The sequence below is a fragment of the Rhizobium sp. 2MFCol3.1 genome (assembly GCF_000377565.1).
GTDB lineage: Bacteria > Pseudomonadota > Alphaproteobacteria > Rhizobiales > Rhizobiaceae > Rhizobium.
The window spans coordinates 66,754-86,284 of sequence record NZ_KB898372.1; the positions used below are offsets into that span (position 1 = coordinate 66,754).

17 protein-coding genes are annotated in these 19,531 nt (G+C 57.1%); 11 read left to right on the forward strand and 6 right to left on the reverse strand.

The window, feature by feature from the left end:
- Positions 1-208: 208 nt before the first annotated feature.
- The 3 genes from D460_RS0127265 to D460_RS35490 form a co-directional block, all read right to left on the reverse strand.
- Complete coding sequence (locus tag D460_RS0127265; protein ID WP_018901785.1) at positions 209-526, reverse strand: hypothetical protein; 318 nt, start codon at positions 524-526, stop codon at positions 209-211.
- A 458-nt stretch (positions 527-984) separates the two neighbouring features.
- Positions 985-3,753, reverse strand: coding sequence for an EAL domain-containing protein (locus D460_RS0127275; RefSeq protein ID WP_018901787.1), 2,769 nt, complete (start codon positions 3,751-3,753; stop codon positions 985-987).
- Positions 3,750-4,790 carry a FecR domain-containing protein gene (locus tag D460_RS35490; RefSeq protein WP_037112243.1) on the reverse strand — a complete coding sequence of 347 codons (1,041 nt, stop codon included), beginning with the start codon at positions 4,788-4,790 and terminating at the stop codon, positions 3,750-3,752. The genes D460_RS0127275 and D460_RS35490 overlap by 4 nt, the downstream gene beginning before the upstream one ends.
- Before the next feature lie 182 nt (positions 4,791-4,972).
- Between D460_RS35490 and D460_RS37205 the strand changes: the two genes are divergently transcribed.
- Positions 4,973-5,305, forward strand: a complete 333-nt coding sequence (locus D460_RS37205; RefSeq protein WP_348625660.1) for a CrpP-related protein — start codon at positions 4,973-4,975, stop codon at positions 5,303-5,305.
- A 370-nt stretch (positions 5,306-5,675) separates the two neighbouring features.
- On the opposite strand, the gene proP is transcribed toward D460_RS37205, so the two are convergent.
- The gene (proP, locus tag D460_RS0127290; RefSeq protein ID WP_018901789.1) at positions 5,676-7,193 is read right to left on the reverse strand and encodes a glycine betaine/L-proline transporter ProP; all 1,518 of its coding nucleotides are present in this window, start codon (positions 7,191-7,193) and stop codon (positions 5,676-5,678) included.
- Positions 7,194-8,211: 1,018 nt separating this feature from the next.
- Between proP and D460_RS0127300 the strand changes: the two genes are divergently transcribed.
- From D460_RS0127300 to D460_RS0127345, 10 genes are all read left to right on the forward strand, one after another.
- Entirely contained in the window at positions 8,212-8,868 is a 657-nt protein-coding gene (locus D460_RS0127300) for a response regulator transcription factor (RefSeq protein WP_026283605.1), read from the forward strand.
- Between the two features lie 2 nt (positions 8,869-8,870).
- A complete protein-coding gene (locus D460_RS0127305; protein ID WP_018901792.1) occupies positions 8,871-10,241 on the forward strand; it encodes an ATP-binding protein in 1,371 nt (456 codons plus the stop codon).
- Between the two features lie 111 nt (positions 10,242-10,352).
- Positions 10,353-11,036 (forward strand): MtnX-like HAD-IB family phosphatase, encoded by a 684-nt coding sequence (locus D460_RS0127310; RefSeq protein WP_018901793.1) that lies wholly within the window; start codon positions 10,353-10,355, stop codon positions 11,034-11,036.
- 12 nt (positions 11,037-11,048) lie between these two features.
- Positions 11,049-12,461 carry an aminotransferase class III-fold pyridoxal phosphate-dependent enzyme gene (locus tag D460_RS0127315; protein WP_018901794.1) on the forward strand — a complete coding sequence of 471 codons (1,413 nt, stop codon included), beginning with the start codon at positions 11,049-11,051 and terminating at the stop codon, positions 12,459-12,461.
- A gap of 4 nt (positions 12,462-12,465) precedes the next feature.
- The gene (locus D460_RS0127320; RefSeq protein ID WP_018901795.1) at positions 12,466-13,419 is read left to right on the forward strand and encodes an arginase family protein; all 954 of its coding nucleotides are present in this window, start codon (positions 12,466-12,468) and stop codon (positions 13,417-13,419) included.
- A complete protein-coding gene (locus D460_RS0127325) occupies positions 13,419-13,766 on the forward strand; it encodes a permease (RefSeq protein ID WP_018901796.1) in 348 nt (115 codons plus the stop codon). Before D460_RS0127320 ends, D460_RS0127325 begins: the two co-directional genes overlap by 1 nt.
- Positions 13,763-14,638 carry a fatty acid desaturase gene (locus tag D460_RS0127330; RefSeq protein WP_018901797.1) on the forward strand — a complete coding sequence of 292 codons (876 nt, stop codon included), beginning with the start codon at positions 13,763-13,765 and terminating at the stop codon, positions 14,636-14,638. Before D460_RS0127325 ends, D460_RS0127330 begins: the two co-directional genes overlap by 4 nt.
- A complete protein-coding gene (locus D460_RS0127335) occupies positions 14,628-15,443 on the forward strand; it encodes an alpha/beta fold hydrolase (RefSeq protein WP_018901798.1) in 816 nt (271 codons plus the stop codon). Before D460_RS0127330 ends, D460_RS0127335 begins: the two co-directional genes overlap by 11 nt.
- Positions 15,424-16,596 (forward strand): peptidogalycan biosysnthesis protein, encoded by a 1,173-nt coding sequence (locus D460_RS0127340; protein WP_155947869.1) that lies wholly within the window; start codon positions 15,424-15,426, stop codon positions 16,594-16,596. The genes D460_RS0127335 and D460_RS0127340 overlap by 20 nt, the downstream gene beginning before the upstream one ends.
- On the forward strand, positions 16,593-16,958 hold the full coding sequence (locus D460_RS0127345; RefSeq protein ID WP_018901800.1) for an EamA family transporter: 366 nt from the start codon (positions 16,593-16,595) through the stop codon (positions 16,956-16,958). Before D460_RS0127340 ends, D460_RS0127345 begins: the two co-directional genes overlap by 4 nt.
- On the opposite strand, the gene D460_RS0127350 is transcribed toward D460_RS0127345, so the two are convergent.
- Together D460_RS0127350 and D460_RS35500 are read right to left on the reverse strand one after the other, a co-directional pair.
- Entirely contained in the window at positions 16,955-17,782 is an 828-nt protein-coding gene (locus tag D460_RS0127350) for a MipA/OmpV family protein (RefSeq protein WP_245267818.1), read from the reverse strand. The two genes, D460_RS0127345 and D460_RS0127350, sit on opposite strands and share 4 nt — an antisense overlap.
- Positions 17,783-18,508: 726 nt before the next feature.
- On the reverse strand, positions 18,509-18,871 hold the full coding sequence (locus tag D460_RS35500; RefSeq protein ID WP_018901802.1) for a hypothetical protein: 363 nt from the start codon (positions 18,869-18,871) through the stop codon (positions 18,509-18,511).
- Positions 18,872-19,531: the final 660 nt, after the last annotated feature.

The following is a 19,531-nucleotide window of genomic DNA, read 5'->3' on the forward strand; positions in this document are numbered from 1 at the left end:
GCACCGGGACCGCTCGACCGAGCTCGATCGATCCGCGCGCTGCTGAAGCCGAACAACGGCGGCAGGCGAGACGTTGAAAGCAGCAGCGGCCGCCCGCCGCGCTTGGAGGCAATTCCCGCGATCTAATCGCCTTCGGCTATTGCATTGTTCTCCACCATCAGCGCGAAAGCCGGCTGGTCTATTATGGTCGGGACAAGCATGATCATTCCTACTGGATCGTCGGCGACAATTGGTGAGGGTCGGGGTTTGGTATATCAAAAACTCCGAGCAGCTTCTCGAATTCAATCAGCACCAGCTTAAATTCCATATCGCCCATGGCAGCGATCTGGATAAGCTCCGAAGACACTCGTGCGATGAGCGTGTCGAGCCAAATCCTTTTGTCAACCCGGATTCGTCCCAGCACGTCCTTCCTAATATCCCGCAACTCTGTCAAAATGCGCGACACCAATTCGACCCGCTCCTCGTAATTCATCCACTGCAGGCCGTTTTGTGCGTGCCGAATCTCGGCTGTGATTCTTGACGGCATTACCCGCCCTCCTGTCGTATCGATGAAGCTAACCACGACGAACCTGCCGGCGACACGGGCTTTGGTCGCATATGGCTCGACTATTCGTTTGCCGCGACCGATTGATCCAGTTCTATCGGCGTGCAATTCATGCGCGCACCACCGCAGGGTTGATAGGTGTTGTCTTCGGCAAGGTAGGAAGGCCGGCAATGCCAGCTCGATGTTTTAGGCCATGCCGATCCGGGCCGCGGAGGCCGCGAGCGTGATTGTACTCACGACCTTGGCCGTTCCGATCGCCGCGCTTGCGAGCCGTTCATCGTCTTTATTCTTTGTTGTGAGAGTAAGTTCGCCCGCCGTCATATCGTCCGGGCCGGATCAATGGGATCAGCCGACACGACATGTGCTAAGCCACCCAACGTAATGATGGCGAAGAGTAAGCGCGTTGCATTGGAAGGTGCGGATCGCTTCTCCGGACAAGGTTACGTCGCAACGGCCGCTAGCGTGGTGGTTTTCTCGAAGAGTTCCCGCGCCGGCTGTGGCCTGCCGAAGAGATAGCCCTGCCCCGTTTCGCATCCAAGCCGTTGCAGGGTTTCGACCTCAGCCTTGCCTTCAACTCCCTCCGCCACGACACCGAGCTTCAGCCCATGCGCCAAGGAAACAACGGCTTTGACAATCTCCAGAACACCATCATTGGCGTTCATGACCCGAACGAAAGACTGGTCGATTTTTAGCTTATCAAGGGGAAGGGAGGTCAGATAGCTCATTGACGAGTAACCGGTGCCGAAATCGTCAAGTGCTATGGAAATTCCTGTTTCTCGCAATCTGCGCATTTTCTCGATCGTTGGCCCGCCTTGCTCCAAAAACGTGGACTCGGTCAACTCGAGACAGAGACGCGACGCAGCCAAACCGGAGACGGCTATAGCTACTCGAACAATCTCCTCAACGTCGGACTGTGCAAACTGAACAGGAGACACGTTGACGGCTACCGTGGCGTCTCCCGGCCAATCGGCCGCCGCTGTGCATGCTTCAATCAGCGCCCAGCGTCCCATTTCGCATATGAGTCCTGTCGACTCTGCGATTGGGATGAATTCGACAGGCGAAATCAAACCAAACTCCGGATGCTGCCATCTAATCAGAGCCTCAGCTCCAATCAGCCGACCACTTGAGAGCTCGATTTGTGGCTGGTACAGCAAGAAGAACTGACGCTGCACGAGAGCCTCTCGCATATCAGTTTCGAGACGCCGCGCTCGCGCTTGGCGAACGGCCGAAGCGGGATCATATTGCGCCCATTGGCGGCCAGGCACAGAGCGTACCAAATCCAAAGCGGACTCAGCTTCGCGGACGCGGCTTTCAGCATTGTTATCGACGTCCTGTGCGATGCCGACCCGAATACTGACCGGTACCGAAGTGAACCCGACGGCAATAGGATCCATAAACAGATCAAGAAGCCTCAAAGCGACGCCTTGCGCCTCGTGAAGGTTCGGGGAACTTAAAGCGACTGCGAAAACATCTCCTGCCAATCGGGCAATGAGGCTGTCGCCGAATTCTGAACGCAAATGCGAGGCTATCGCTCTCAGTACGTCGTCGCCGGTATCCCGTCCAAGGGTCGCGCACACCCCAGAAAATCGCTCGACGTCAAGCACTGCGATTTGATAGGTCTCCTTGGACACATCAAGGCGGGCTGCGAACTCGCGACGATTGAGAAGGCCAGTGAGCTCATCGTGTTCTGCAAGGTATCTAAGCTTCTCATGGTATAGTCGACGAGCTGTCACGTCTCTTAAAATGACGCAGCCAGCAAAACCGTCATCATGTTGAGTAGCGTCGGTTCGCTCATTCGGAGAAATCGTTGCGACGGCCTCAAGGTGAACGGTCTTCGCACCGACCTGCATCGAGAACTCGACAGTTGTCGAATGGATTTTTGAAGGGTCGGCGCGATGTCTATCGATGAGCACCTGAACTGCTTCGACAATGGTAGGATCGGCATGCTCGAAAAGATCGCTATCTAGTTTTGTATCGAATAGCTGCCTGGCAGACTGGCTGGCTTCGATTACTTTCAGATGACTGTCAAATGCGATGACACCGTCGGAACTGTCTTGAATTATCCGTTTCATCAACAGGCGGGTATTTCTCCTCTCAACGTTCGCGACGACGAGGAGGATTTGCCCGAAATCTAGCCGTTCATTCAGGAACATCAGAAAGGAAAGCGACAAGATCAGCCAGGGCACGGCCGTTCCAATGATGAAACCCAAATCTTTCTGGAGAAAAAACGCGCCGATCTCGATCAGTATCCCCAACGATCCCGTCATAATCGCTACGCTTGCCATGCCGATCGAGCGCCAGGTCAGAGCTACCACAATCAGCATCGCGGAAAAAAACAACTCGAGAGGTATTTGGTTGAAGGCACGAAGGTGCCTGTTTTGCAACAGAGTTTCGGCTGCGAGAACATGGATCATTGGACCAGCCAATACGCCATAAATCGGAACCGGGAAAATGTCCTTTAATTCAGTAGCCGAGGCTCCAACGACAATCGACCGCCCTGTCAGCGCTTCAGCACCCACATGACCGTTGAGCACATCGGACAAAGAGAACGTCGGAACGGTATCCGGACGTATCGAAAAATCAATCAAAGACGACCCGACATGATTGTCTGTTTTCGCCAAAGTAGCCGCAGCAGATTGAATAGAAACGGCATCAGATTGCTCGCCAAGCGCGAAGCGACGAACATTGCCATCCGAATCCAAGGCAACATTTGCAAACACTGGCCATGACTTCTCGGCGAGCAAGCCAATCGGTCGGGTGATAGTGGTTTCAGAGCCCTTAGCTGTGACTTGCTGGCGAAAAACTGGGAGAAGGACACTTCCACCAGCTCGGTCCAGACCTGCAGCAAGCTTATCATCTTCAGACTTCTGTGAAGGTGTGCTGAAGTCAACGTCGATGAAAATGTCTCCAGCGCCAGCAGCAGAAATCCGGTCGATCAGTTCAGCGTACACGCCACGTGGCCAAGGCCAGACGCCCAGCGCATCTAAACTCGTTTTATCTATGGCTATGAATGCGATCGTCCCGGAGGCACTACGGGGAGCCATTTGAAATCGTGTCGCAACGATGTTGTCGTTCCAATTCTGCACCACAAACATACTGGGCGCGACTACCGGCAATGCTAACATGGTGGCAATTAGAGCAAGTCGAAGGACGACGGACCCAGATCGACTACCTAGCGACCTCCAAAAAGCCTTGGATTTGGCAATCACTTATTGTTGCCCTTGCCGCCGTTCCCATTGCCATTGTTTCCATTCCCGTTAGCGCCCCCGTTACCATGTCCGTTGCCGTTGTTGCCGTTTCCATTTCCTCCACTATTGTTGCCGTTCCCGCCACCGTTGCCGTTACCGTTACCGTTACCGTTGCCGTGGCCGTTGCCGTGGCCGTTGCCGTTCCCGCCACCGTTGCCATTGCCGCTGTTGCCGTTTCCATTTCCACCGCCGTTGTGCCCGTCGCCGCCACCGCTGCCGTTGCCGCTTGCACCACCGTTGCCATTGCCGTTCCCGTTATTTCCCTTGCCGGTTCCACCACCATTGTGGCCGCTGTTGCCATTTCCACCGGCTTTGCTGCTTTTGGGGTCAGACGCGGCTTCACCTGCCGAAGCGCGGCCGGCGGTTACCGGTCCTTCGCCGGGCTTCACTTGCCCAATTGCCGAAATGCGCGCAGCCGAACGAGGCACACTAACAATGGATGGCTCGACTTGGCCCGACACCGTCATCCCTTTCTTGCGATCAACAGCCGCACTCTGCCGGGGACCAATGTTGGACCGCTGGCCGCTGGCAAATGAGGTAACCTCAACAAGTCCCCGATCGACTGAAACGGATGCCTTGGTCTTGCCGACCGTCACGTGAAATATGGTTCCCTTTACGACGGCAGCGAGAAACGGCGTCTGAACAGTCGTATGAGGCTGGCTTCTCTTTTCAATCTCGAGGTCAATCGAACCTACCTGCTGAAGGACTTCTGTCTTGCGAGAGAAGAAGCCAGACGTTGTGATGGAAGCGAGTGTGCCTGGTTGCAATGAGATTTCTTCGACGCCTCGCGTAAGCTGCAGTCGCCCGCGAGGCCCAGTCGACAGCCATGCCTTGTTTGGAACGACATCTCCAACATGGACGTCGGTCCAGGTCGATTGGTCGACCGTTACCTTAACCTGACTTGTCGTCTTGACGACAACCCAGTCATTGCTGGCAGCCTGGGCTGGAGCGCAAAAGAGAACAACCGCTAGAAAAACCCAACGAGAAACAAACGACATGCACTTTCCCCTAAATTGATACGGGTATAAGGGCATGCTTCAGTTAAGAATGAATATAGATAAGCAGCGATATCTCTTGTCCGCTAGCGTACAGAACCCGTCGCTCTGGCAAAGCATCGCGGCAGCGTTGACCTACGAGCGTTACCAGGCGAAAAATCGATTGTCGTCCACCTTGAAGTAGAGTGTATTCGAGCTATTTGCCTCGCAAATCTTGGGGGCAAATTTTGACGATTGATGAATTGATTGACCTACAGGAGGCGGGTGGGAGAGCTCGCTTGTTAGGCGTACCGATGCATGGTAATCCCTATGTTCCTCCACAGCAGTTGGCTAAGTCAGGTCCCGATTTGATTGGAGACCGCACCATTCAGCACGATGCTTGGAAGTTCGGTTGGGAAATGGAAGATGAAGGCCTGAGAATACAGATCTCACGTCGTTTCAGAGACTTCGAACGCTCTCATCCTGTGCAAACGCCACAGCATGGTGACGCAAACTGTCAGCCGATTAGAGCGAGGTAAGTCGCTACGTCGTAATCCCTAGTAACGAAGCGACCGTCCTTTGCCGCGTTCTAGGCCGTGGAGCGCAATGCGGTGGCGGATGGTTGTCCTCACATGACCCAGCGTCTCCACAGACGTCGAACTCTTGAGCGACAACGTTCATGACGTCGCACTCGCGGCGTCAATCTTTCGAAAGCCAGCGACGTTGCACGCGCTCTCCAACACGGCGGAGAACAGTTGTCGATCCTGGTGCTGAAGGCCCGACAGCGTTCGCGATCGGGTGACCGTTTTGCGAAGCTGCAGACGACTATCAGTAAGCCGTCCGAGCTCGACGAATTGCCTGAAGCACCTTGCCTGATATCGTGCGGCAGACCTCTCGAAGCTGACTTTGTCAATCCAGTTCCGGGTGTTGGCCCACGAGCCTGTCACGCTTTTGCTGAAGAAGTTGCATCTGCTCTGCCAACTCCGCCATCGCTTCATCGATCTTTTCGACGCTTTCCTCGATGTATAGATAATGCTCCGCAAGAAGCGCTCTTGCCTCTTTGCGGCTGGAAGCGTTCGGCGTATCTCCATAGAGGGGCCGATTGGCCGTCTCCTTGAGGAAAAAGGTCGTCAGAAGACCCGCGGCTGCAGCAATCATGAGATAGTACGCCGGCATGTAGATGTTGTCGGTCGCTTCGACCAACCATGCCGCCACGGTGGGTGTGAGGCCGGCGACGATAATCGAAATATTGAATGATATGGCGAGCGCGCTGTAGCGAATTCGCGCAGGAAACAAAGCGGGCAGAGTTGCGGCCATGATGCCGACAAGGCAATTGAGACCGATGGCGAGGATCAACAGACCGAAAAAGATGCCGATCGTGTTGCCGCTCGCTATCAGATGAAATGCCGGCAGCGACAAGGCGAGGATGATCAAGCTTCCAACCGCGAGAAACGGCCGACGGCCGATGCGGTCACTCAAAAACCCGACCAGCGGCTGCACGAACAACATCCCCACCATGACCGCGATGATGATCAAAGCGCCATGGTCCTCCGTGTAGCCGAGGGTTTTCGCCAGATAGGTCGGCATATAGGTCAAGAGCATGTAGTAGGTGACGTTGGTGACAAGCACCATGCCGATGCATATTGCCAAGGACCTTGGGTGCCTCTGGATGATCTCCGCTATCGGGATCATGGGGCGTTCGGACAACGCCTGCTTATCTTCGCTCTCAGTTCGCTTCAGCCGTTCGGTGAAGGCCGGCGTCTCCTCAGCGGCATGCCGAAGGTAAAGACCGATGAGACCCAATGGAGCTGCGAGAAAGAAGGGCAGCCGCCAACCCCAGGCGAGGAAATTCGCTTCGCTCATTGCCGCGGTCAGTACGACGACCAGTCCCGCGCCGAGAACAAATCCGGCGATCGATCCGAAATCCAGCCAGCTTCCGAGAAAGCCGCGCCTGCGATCAGGCGAATATTCCGCGACAAATATGGCGGCGCCCGTGTATTCACCGCCAACCGAGAACCCTTGGACGAGCTTGCACACAAGCAGCAGGATAGGCGCCCACAGGCCGATCATGGCATAGCTTGGTATCAGGCCGATACAGAACGTGCTGACCGCCATGATGACGATCGTCAGCGAAAGGACCTTTTGTCGGCCGAACTTGTCACCCATCGAGCCGAAGAATACGCCACCCAATGGCCGCACGAGAAATGGCACGGAGAAGGTTGCGAGTGCGGCGACAGTCTGAACCGCTGGTGAAGCTTCGGGAAAGAATACCTTGCCAACCGTGGCTGCGACGAACCCATAGACGCCAAAATCGAACCATTCCATCGCGTTGCCGAGGGCGGCCGCGGTGATCGCCCTCTTTAACTTGGAATCCTCGATGACAGTGACGTCGTTCAGTGTCAGCGTGTTGGTTTGCGTATCGCTCACGATGCCCCCATATGCAAATTCACCTCAACCAGGAGGCTCGATTAGATTCCTGAAACGCCTTAACGTTCCAAGCCGATATCTAGGGCTGGTTTTTGCCGCTCCAAGCTGCACGACAAGCTCAGTGAGCGAGGCAATGAGTTCCCGATCTCCGCGGGTGTCTCACTCACAGGCTGCCATTGAAGTGTCGACCGAGTGACTTCTAGGCGAGAGCGCGCCCGATCCTGCCGTTGCCGACCTCCGAAGGATGTGTTCTCTCGAAGTAAAGATGTTCGATTGATGCGCGCGTCAATGCCGGCAGTTAGAGCTGCCCACTGGCTGCAATCGGTTGAACCACGTGATGAAACACTCCATTCCCAGGGCAACCCGGCAAGATGCAGGCGCCTCGAAGTGATCGTCGTTTGTCCCGTCGACGCCACGATCTGCGTTGCGTCTTCATGCCGGCTTTAAGCACCGATCACGTCTATTGTCGATTGCCTGCCATCAGCTTCTTGTGTCAGTTGAAAAGCTCCCCTTTGACCAATGCCCCTCTCCAGTTCCGATAAACTTCGGCCATCATCTCCGCAATCCGATTCTCCTGAGGACATACGGAGCGGTCGTCGGCACTCAGTCCGAACCGCCAAAGATCCGGCAGCCGGCTCATATCGAGTGCGTCGATTGCTTGCGGAAGGTCATTAGGCGCCTGTAGGCAGGTCGAAAGAGCCTCCGCCATCAATGGACCAACCTAGCAAGAGCTTATCCAACACGTAGACATCCACGCACATCGTTAGTACCAGTCAGGAGAAAGAAGAATGCTTCCTCATCCAACACTCGTCCACGACCATCACGGATAGTTTCGCTTACGCCCTCCAGGTTGATAATCATGCAACCGACCCGCCGCTTTGGGGCGTGGCGCGCAATGCTTTCGCGAGTAACCGTCTTCGTCATAACCCGGCTTCGCGGTAACGTTAAGATGGCCGGATTTCGGCCTCAATCTCGGCCGATGAAGCACATCGGGGATTGAGATGGCGAGGATAGGGCATTGCGCATAGTTTTGGTCGAAGACAATTTCATCCTTGGTTCCTCGCTTAAAAAGGCCCTCGAGAAGCATGCCTATGGCGTTGACTGGTTTCGCGATGCAGAAACCGCGCTCGAGGCCTTGCGCGACAACGCCTATGACACCGTCATTCTCGACGTCAATCTGCCGAAGGCCAGCGGTTTCGACGTGGTGAGGGAGCTCAGGCAAAGCGGCAATCAGGTGCCGATCGTGATGCTGACGGCGCTCGACAGTGTCCGGGATCGCGTGACCGGTCTTGACGAGGGTGCAGACGACTATCTAAGCAAGCCCTTTGATCTCGACGAATTGCTTGCCCGTGTGCGCGCCTTGCTGCGCCGCCGCCAGGGCCGCAACGAAACCGTTATTCGCTGCGCAGATGTCGAGATTGACCCGGCAGCGATGGTGGCGCGCCGCAACGGCGTGCAGCTCCACATCCCCGCCAAGGAATTTCATCTCCTCCGGCTGCTGATGGAGCGCAGTGGCCGCTATGTGACGAAAAGCGATATCGAATACGCGCTATATGACACGGATGTTTCCGTCGAGAGCAACACGATTGAGGTGACGGTCTATAACCTACGCAAAAAACTCGGTACCGATTTCATCCGATCTATCCGCGGCGTCGGCTATATGGTCGAGCGCTGACAGTGACACTCAGCCAACGCCTCTTCCTGCGCATCCTGCCGACCCTGATCGTCACGATCGCGATCATCGGTTTTTTCGCCTATCGCAGCGCGACGCGCGAAATCGACAATATCTATGACGCCCAGCTCATCAACGACGCCAATGTCCTGTGGTCGTTGTTGAAACATCCGCTGACCCGACCGATGTCGCGGCCCACGGTGCAGGTTCCCGATCTAGACTTCAACATGGACAACCAGCTGGCGCTCAACGAGGATGCCGACGACTACGCCGATGCACATTCGTTTCGCGCCTGGAAGGGGGCAGCGCTTGCCTTTGCCAGCAGCAACGCCTTTCCAGCCGAGGTCAAGCGCTTTGCGGCGGGCTTCTCCGACGTGACCTTTCACGGCGAGCTCTGGCGGATCTATTCGCTGTCGATCCCTAATACCGAGGTCACGGTCGAAGTCGCCGAAAAGATCAATCTCAGACAAGGTCTCGTCGAGAATATCCTCCTCAATCTCGCCTTTCCGCTTCTCGTCCTCGTGCCGGTGATCGCACTCATAATCTGGCTTGCGATCAACAACGGCCTTGCCAATATCAGAGAACTGGTTTCGCAGATCAGGGCGCGGACGCCGGACGATCTGTCGATGATCGCCACCAGGACCTTGCCGCGGGATCTTACCCCGCTTGTGCATTCGCTTAACAATCTCCTGCGCAAGCTCGGCCGGTCGCTGACCATGGAACGGCGTTTCTCAGATCTTGCCGCCCATCAGCTTCGCACGCCGCAGGCGGGCATCAAGCTGCTGCTGCAGCTGCTTGACAGGGCCGATACCGACGATGAACGCCGGGCATTGCTGAAAGATCTCGTCATCAGCAACGAGCGCGCCATGCATCTGATCGAGCAGCTTCTGCGGCTGGCGCGCGTGAGCCATCAGCCGCTGCAGCTGGAACCTCTGGAATTGCAGGAGATCGCAGCCTCGGCAATCTCGGATTTCGGCGCCATCATCACTAGCCGCAGCTTTGATGTCAGCCTTGAAAGAGGCGACGAGGACGCCATGGTGCTGACCGATGGCGCCCTGCTGCATGTGATGATCGACAATCTTCTCGACAACGCCATCAAATATTCGCCCGATGCCAGCCGCATCGAAGTGCGGATCGAGCCGAGTGCGCGCGGCTTTCGGCTCTCCATCATGGATAGCGGCCCGGGTATTCACGCCGAAAAGCGCGATGCGGCCTTCCAGCGCTTCAATCGGCTGGGCGCGGACAGTGGCGAAGGATCGGGCCTCGGCCTGCCGATTGTCGCCGATATCGGCAGCCGGCTCGAGATCGGGATCAAGCTCGGCATACCGGCCTGGGGATATGGACTACGGGTCGATCTGGATATTCCGGCCGCGTAAGATCGTATCGGCCGCGATTTTCGCGCGAATTCAGTTTCGCTTCATCTTCGCCTCATCCTGCTTTCAGTTCGCAACGCTAGAGCCTTCGTCATATTCTTGACGGAGCATGCGATGCAGGTGTTTTGCGATTTCGATGGGACAATATCGAAAAGGGACGTGACCGATCTCGTTCTTGAGCGATTTGCTCCTCCAGAATGGCACGAGATCGAGGATCAGTGGACAAAGGGCAAGATCACCTCGGCGCAGTGCATGCAGCGCCAGGTACGGCTGATCAGGGCCACAGGTGAAGAGCTCGATGCGTTTCTCGACATGGTCGAGATCGACGACAGCTTCATCGCCTTCAAGGCTTTCTGCGACAGCAAGGGGCTGAACCTCACCGTCGTCAGCGATGGCGTCGATCATTTCATAGAGCGCGTGCTTGCCAGGCTTGGGCTTTCAGGCATTCCGGTCGTCGCAAACAAACTCGTCATTGATCCTGCAAAGGACGATGCGTGCTTCGACCTCGACTTCCCTTTCATCAATGCCGCCTGCGCCGCCGGCTCCGGCGTGTGCAAATGCAATGTCGTCGCCCCATCCGGTGACGATATCTATGTCGGCGACGGCCGCAGCGATTTCTGCGTCTCCAATGAGGCGGTAACGGTCTTCGCCAAGGCGAAGCTGGCCGACTACTGCCATCAACGCCGCATTCCCTTCATCCCCTATGGCAGCTTTGCCGATGTCCAGGCCGCTGTCGCAGGCATCCTTTCCAGCCCGCCCCGGCAGCCATTTGCGCTTTCCGTGGCAAAATCTGCGTAAGAAGAGGACTTCATGCGTTCCAATCTGAAACTGGCCGACAGCACCGAGACAGTGCTGTCAGAAGATGAACTGCGTCTGCTCGAAGAGACCTATTGCTCTCATGGCGATACGGTCCACTATTCGGAGAAGCCGAAATTCTTCGAATCCTGCGAGGGTTCATTTGTCTACGACGCGGCAGAAACGCCGTTTCTGGATCTGCAGATGTGGTACTCGGCCGTCAATTTCGGCTACCGCAACGAGCGTCTGAACAATATCGCCCATCGGCAGCTCGATCGCCTGCCGCAGGTCGCATCGCAATATCTGCATCGCGAGAAAGTCGAACTGGCGACGCTGATCGCCAGGGATGCCGAGCAGAAATTCGGCATGAAGGGTCGCGTGCACTTCAATGTCGGCGGCTCACAGGCCGTTGAGGATTCGCTGAAGATCGTCCGCAATTATAGCGGCGGCAAGAGCCTGATGTTCGCCTTCGAGGGCGGCTATCACGGACGCACGCTCGGCGCCACCTCAATCACCTCGAGCTATCGCTATCGCCGGCGGTACGGCCATTTCGGTGAGCGCGCGCAGTTCATCGAGTTTCCCTATCACTTCCGCGGCCCGAAGGGCATGTCGAAGGAGGAGTACGGACATTATTGCGTGCAGAAATTCGCCCGGCTGTTCGAGAGCGAATATAACGGCGTCTGGGACCCGAAAGCCGGAAAATCCGAATTTGCGGCCTTCTATGTCGAGCCGATCCAAGGCACCGGCGGCTATGTCATTCCGCCGATGAACTTTTTCACCGAGCTGAAGAAAGTTCTCGACGATCACGGCATTCTGCTCGTCGTTGACGAGATTCAGATGGGCGTCTATCGCACGGGCAAACTCTGGTCGATCGAACATTTCGGCGTATCGCCCGACGTGCTTGTCTTCGGCAAGGCGATCACCAACGGCCTCAACCCGCTTTCCGGCATCTGGGCCAAGGAAGAGGTGATCAACCCGACGATCTTCCCACCGGGCTCAACGCATTCGACCTTTGCGAGCAACCCGATGGGAACTTCGGTTGCGCTCGAAACCCTGAAAATGGTTTCCGAAAACGACTTCGGCGCCAGCGTCATGGCCAAGGGCGCGCATTTCCTGGAAGGTCTTAGAGACCTGCAGGCGCAGCATGCCATCGTCGGTGAAGTCGATGGTCTCGGCCTCGCGCTTCGCATGGAAATCTGCAGGCCCGATGGCTTTACCCCCGACAAGGCGACGCTAGACTGGATGTGCGACGAGGGCATGAAGGGTGATCTTGTCGTCAACGGCACAAAATACGGGCTGGTGCTCGATGTCGGCGGCTACCACAAGAATGTCATCACCTTCGCCCCGAACCTCATGATCAGCAATGACGAGATCGAACTTGCTATTTCGCTTCTCGGCCAGTTGCTGACCCGCGCGGAACGGAGATAGTCCGGTGCAACTCCTTCTTCTTCATCTCGATGATGCGTTGGAGTTGCAACCCGACTTCATGCACTCCTCCATGATGGCAGGAGCGCAGGAAGTCAGCGACAAGGAAAGCGGGCGCTCAATCCGCCTCTGGGGGCGGAAACAGGCACTAGATTGCCTATGGCGCAATCTTGCAAAGACCGCGCCGCTGTCAGCCAAGGGATCGCGGCTTTGCTTCATGGGATCGGGCGATTTTCACCATGTGACGGCTCTATTGCTTCAGCTTGCGCTCGAAGGCTGTAGCCAGCCGGTAACCGTCATTCACATCGACAATCATCCGGACTGGGTGCATTTCGACAATGGCATGCATTGCGGCTCATGGGTCAACAAGGCGCTGGAACAGCCGCTGGTCAAGAAGGTGATCACGCTCGGCGTCTGCAGCCACGACCTCAGGTCGCCGGAGCGCAAGGGCGCCAATCTTTTGCCTTTGGCTGATGGACGGCTAGAGCTCTATCCTTATGAGCACCCGCCGAGCCGGGTGAAGTCGAGTTACGGTTCGGGCGCGAGCTTCAGCCAGGTCGCCGGCGCCTTGCATTGGCAGTCGATCTCGGTGCTGGGGGAAAGCAATTTCCTCGATCGCTTGCTCAGCAGGATTGAGACCCAAGCGGTCTACATCACCATCGACAAAGATGTGCTTTCGGATGCCGACGCCGTCACCAATTGGGACCAGGGTTCCATGCGGCTACCCTACGTGCTCTGGCTTCTGAGCGAGATCGGCGAGAGACACCGCGTCATCGGCGCCGATGTGACCGGCGACTATTCGGCGCCGAGTTACGGCGGCGATCTTTACATGCGCGCTATGAAAAAGGCCGAGATTCTCATCGAACAGCCCTATCGGCGCCGCGACATCGCATCGACGCGCAATATCAACAGCGCCGCCAATCACGCGCTTCTCGAGGTGCTGTCGGAGCTGATGCCGTGATGGTTGGGCTGACCGGCTGGACACTTGCGACGATCATGTTCTGCATCCTGGCGGAAACCGGCCGTGAGCTCTGCTTCAAGCACGGTGCGACGAGCGTCGTTTTCGAGACGCTGCAAAAGCCGGTCGTCTGGCTCGGCATTGCCTTCTGGGGCGTGGAGCTCGTCACCTGGACGCGTGTACTGGAGGAAGCGGCGCTGTCGGTGGCGTTCCCGCTAATGGCGCTCAGCTATGCGGTCATCGCCTTTGCCGGCGCGGCCATCTTCAAGGAAACGATCAACTTTCGCCACGCCTTCGGCATCTTTCTGGTGACGCTCGGCGTGGTCTGTGTCGGAGCGACGGGACTATGAAAATCTTCGCGCATACGAAATGGGATATCGTGCCGGTGCTTGCTGCCATCGCGCATCTGGCCTTCAACATCTATCTGATCGCCGGCTTCGAAACGAGGCCGCTCTGGGTTTCGGCGCTGCTCGGCGCCGTCTATGCCCTCTCGATATCCTGGAATATCAACAGCATCTCGCACAACTTCATCCATACCCCCTATTTCAAGCCGAAATGGATGAACTATGCCTTCAGCCTGCTCGAATCCGTGACGATCGGTTTTTCGCAGGTCTATTATCATTGGGTTCACATGCGCCATCATTCGGGCAATAGTGACCGACCGAATGAAAATGGCGAGACGATCGACCTTCTATCGATCTACAAATATGGCAAGAACGGCGAGCCGGAGAATGTTTTATCCTACACATTCCTGAGTTTCTTTCGCGACGACATCGGCGATATCCATCAGGCGATCGCCAGCAAGCGGCCTTTCGAGGCGAAGTGGGGCCGTATCGAGCTGATATGCTTTATCGCCTTCGTCTCTCTGGCATTGCTTTATGATTGGAAGGCAGCCTTCTTCGTCCTGCCCTTCTACTATCTCGGCAACTGTCTCTCATCGCTCAACGGCTATTACGAGCACCTGAACGGCGATCCCGACGAGCCCATCGCCTGGGGCGTCAGCAGTCACAACAGCTTCTACAACTGGCTCTGGTTCGGCAACGGCTATCACGCCGAGCATCACTACCGGCCGAAGACCCATTGGACGAAGCTCAAGGATTTCCATGAGCAGATCCGGCTCGAGCAGGAAGCCGCCGGCACGCACGTGATCAGCACATGCCACGCGCTCGGCTTCATGGCGAAAGAGAACCGGCCACACGAGGAGTTGCCGCATGCCGGCTGACAGGCTTTCCTTCTTTCTCGAAGGCACGAATGGCAAGGGCGTCGTGCTCGTGCACGGACTGACGGGCGCGCCAGCCGAAATGCGGCTGGTGGCGCGGCAGTTTCATCGTCGCGGCTTCAGCGTCTATGCACCGCTTCTTGCCGGACACGGCGAAAACGAAGCGACACTCCGTCGCTCACGCTGGGAAGACTGGCTCGATAGCGTCGAGGCCGCCAGAGACTGGCTTTCCGAACGCGCAAAGGATGTCTTTGCTGCTGGCATCTGCGTCGGCGGCAAGCTCGCGATGATGGCGGCCGATCGCAACCCACTGTCGATCCGTGCAGTCGCCGTCTACTCGCCCTGCTTCCACTATGACGGATGGGACGTGCCGCGCTACTATTCGCTGTTTTCGCCTTACATCCGGTGGATCTCGCTGATCCCGTTCATAGACCGGCTGAATTTCCGCGAGACGCCGTCGCTCGGCATCAAGGATGAACGCATGCGCCGCATGGTCGCAGGCATGATCGGTGAAGGCATGCTCGAAACCTTTCCGGGACGTGGGCTGATCGAAATGCACGAACTCGGCCGCGTGCTGAAAGCCCGGTTGCCGGAGATGCAGACACCAACGCTGATCCTGCATTCGCGCGAGGACGATCTGAGCGGCCCCGCTCACGCACAATATATCGCCGCGCATCTCGGCGGACGGCGGGAGCTACGCTGGCTCGACGACAGCTATCACATGATCCATGTCGACCGGCAGCACCGGCACGTCGCCGACTTGACGGCAGAATTCTTCGAGGCGGAACATGCAGCAGCAAGCGCTTAAAATGCCCGTCCCTGAGCTTCACCTCTCCGAGGAGACAAGCCCGGTCGCAACGGTTTTCTCCAGCATTTGCATGTTTGGGCGCGAAGCATGGAATGCCTGTTTTCCTGATGAAATCGAGACCTTTGATTATCTGCTCGCCGTCGAGGAAGCCGGCATCGCAGGCTTCGACTGGCGTTATGTCGTCGTCCGAGAGGGTAAGGACATCATCGCCGCCATGCCCGCCTTCTTGTGCGACTATGGACTCGAAACGACGCTGGGGGCCGGCTACATCAGAAGGGCGGTCGAGAAGGTCCGCGGTGTCTTCAAAAGGTTCCTGACGCTGCGGCTTGCCTGCCTCGGATCGCCCTGCACGGAGACGGGCGTTATCGGTTTTCATCCGAGTATTGACGAAGCGCGCCGGCCGGCACTCTTTTCCCTGCTTCTCGATGCTTTCGAAGCGCATGCCCGCAAGGAGCGCTGCTCGCTGATGGCGCTGAAGGATCTGGTGCAGCCGCTGCCGCCTGGTATCGCAAGCGCATTGTCTGCGCGCCTTTATGCCGATCTCGGCGGCATGCCGACGGCGTGGCTCGATATCGATTTCAAAACGATCGACGAATATTTCGCGATGCTTTCTTCGGCAACGCGCAAGGACATGCGCCGCAAGCTCAGGAGTAGGGAAAAAATCCGTGTCGAGTATCGCGATAGCTTTGGCGACCTTCTGCCGCGCGTCATGCAGCTATATCTGGACACGCGCCAGCGCAGCGAATGGCAGTTCGAAGAACTGACACCGGACTATTTCGACGGCATCCTCAAACGAATGCCGGAAAATTCCTTCTGTGCGATGTATTTTGCCGGTGACGAATTGCTTGCCGCCAACCTGATGATCCACCGCGGCGACACGCTGATCGACAAGTTTTTCTGCATGGATGCCGAAAAGGGTCGGGCCCACAATCTCTATTATCTCAGTTGGTTCACCAATCTCGACTATTGCCTGCGTCACGGCTTCAGGCGGTATCAGAGCGGCCAAGCCTACTATCGCAACAAGGTGCGCCTCGGCAGCCGGTTGACGGCCAACGCCATGTATTTCCGCCATCGCACCCCCCTGCTTCAGTTCATCCTAAGGAAGATATCGCCGCTCCTGGCCGCCGATGACGGTGCCGAGGCGATGCCATGAAGGCGATGCGGCCGATATGGCTTGCCGTGCCGGTCTTGAATGCCGTGCAGCAGATCCTGTTAAAACAAAGCGCCGACGACGCGGGCAGTCTAGGCGGCGGCAACTGGCTGCTGCAGATCCTGTCTTCGCATTGGTTTCTGGCTGCCATCGCCGCCGAGATTGCCTGCTTTGCCATCTGGATGACGGTCCTGTCGGAACTCGACCTCAGCAAGGCCTTTCCGCTCTCGGCCGTCAGCTATCTCTGCATCATGGCTGTTGCCTGGTTCGTCTTCGGCGAACCCACCCCTTTGCTCCAGCTGGTCGGCAGCGGCCTGATCCTTGGCGGCGTCTGGTGTATCGCCACAGCCTCGAAACAGACCTAAAAGCTGACGCTGAAGGCTTTGCTGAGCGAAATGCCGACGATGTTCTCGTTCCTACTTCCAATCTTCGAGGCGATAGGACTGTCGGCGGCATCGCCGGTCAAGCGGTCGAAGCGATCATAGACCTGGAACGTCAAGGTGGGGGTCAGGTCATAGGAAGCCGCAGCGGTCAATCCGACGGATTTCAGGCCACCACCGGCGCTGAAGGCAGGCAGGCTGCCGTTGCGGGACGCCTCGCTTTCGGAAACACCGAAATATTTGCGCATATAGGTATCGTTGCCGAAAGAGGCGCGCGGGCCAACAGATAGAAGCCACCTGTCTGCGACAGGCTGAAACCAGTCAGCGCCAACATCGACGACAAGGCCACTGCCATTCGAGACTGCCTGGCGAATTTCCGTGCGCAAGCGCAAGCGATCGGGGATCGCCCAATATTGCGCAAAGAGACCGGCATCGACGCCCCAGTCGACTGCGTGAATGCCTTTCAGTTTCCCGTCGTCGGATTGGGAACGACTGTCGCGAAACCCGAGCACCGGGCCGATCTCCACCTCGCCAAGATCGAAAAGTCCATAATCGATATTGTCGTCGGGCGCGCCTTTCTCGTCGGGCTCGTCGAATCGTCTGATATCGAAGGAAGGCATGGCGCTGAAGCCGCCACGTTTGGATCCGGGAAATGTCGGTCCGTATTCGACACTGGCGCCGAGTGTGACGATCCACCTGGAACTACCATCAGGCGCCGGCCTGTCCGCCGCTTCGGCGACAGGCGCCGCCAACCATACTCCCGCAGCAACGGCAAACATTGCGGTGCGTCCGGCTTTGAATCTCGACAAGACTGGTCTCCGTCACACACGCTGCCTCCGCCAATCCCGAAGCTGGTGCAGAATGGCGGGCAACATGTGCTCCGTCAAGAGCATCACACCGATGGAGATTCCCCAAGAGCGGCACGCCGAGAAGCTTCTCCAGAGGTCTGTCAACGCATAGCATTTGGGTACACACACGCAAACGGCCGAGAGCACAGACCTTTCAAACCGACAGGTGGTGGGTCCTGCTATTGTCGAAGAAAAGCGGGCAACAAAGCCACTTGCAACATTCTGGTCCCCAATCGCGCCGTCGGGTACGGCCCCGGCAAAGCGCTTCGCGGCGGCGTGCTATTTCCTACCTCCTACAGCGTGACAATCGTCCAGGTTAACGCGTCACTTTTTGCAGAGTCGAACCCTGTCGACTCGCAATTCTATCGAAGAGCCGGTCTCAAAGCCTAGGATAGGCCTAATTTCTGGGATGTGACTTGCGTAACATAGTTCGATCGTGACGGACGCGCGATAACTGGTTCAGATCGTAGAGTCGCACATCACACGAGGAGGGTTGCTCGTTTAGATCGCACGCATAGAATTGGCAACAGCCAGACGCCTGCCGTGTGCGGCATGTTGCAATCCCCTTCGCGTTTTACGCACACTACCCAGCCGGCAGCCCGTCCCTTGACAGGAGGCGGGCGTTTTGGGCGCTCCGACGAAGGCTTATGGCACCCTGCCACGGCGAGCTGAATACGCGTCAAGCCGTCAGTTGCACACTCGCACCCTTTCTACGTGGTAGCCGTCGTCATAGCGATCCTGCACAGTTTGGCGCTGATACCAGCACTCTGGCTCAGGGGGCGGCGGTGCATAGTTGCGTTGGCCGCTGTCTTCGATCGCGCTACCGATAAGGCCACCGATCAATCCGGCCGCAATGCCGCCGGCAATCACGCCGCCGTAATCGTGATGGCGGTGATAGTGACCCCATTCGGGCGGGGGGCCGCCCCACCCACGATTGTCCTGCCAGCCTCGACCATAGTATTCCTGTGCTTCAACTGTCCCTGCAGCAAGCGATACGGGGACGGCTATTGCAGCGGCAATAAGTGCCAAAGTGATGGATCTTTTCAACATTGCCATGCTCCGAGTCCGGGTCGGACCAAAACCGCGTCAAGGCCACTCCGGAATGAACTCACACTAGCGCATTGTCCTGAATGCTGGTTGAACATGACGTTCATCCTTCCAATTGTTGACGTGATGGCAACAAGGGTCACGGCGACACTCGAGACCAGAGAGGCGTTGCGGGTACTCTCTACCGGTTGCTTATGTATCGCTGGCGGACATTGCCTCTCCTGCAAACAATCACGCTACTTGAACTGGCTTTCTGCTGAAATGCCTTGGATCGGCTCTAAGCGCTTCAGTGTATGTCACCGTCAGAAATGCGGCGCCGAGATCAATAGACCGGCGAAGCCGGCATGGGTTATTAAGTCGATGACGTGGTATTGGATGAGTTGAGGGCGGCAAAGATCGTCTGACGTAAGCGAGGTGCCACAGTCCCCACGTCCATGACCAGAAAGCATACGAGCGCGATCGGGCCGACCAGCATGGAAACAGAGGCGGTTTCAACTGACTGCTCCAAAACCCATGATAGACATGGCGATCGGTCGGCTTGACGCCGTCAATTGGAAAAGGGCGAAGCGCTTTGGGAGGCGGCCGGCTCCGTACCGCCGTGGGACGCCTGCGAACGACTACCGACGTCCATAGCTTACGGCGGCGGACGCGCGAGCCGGCCTG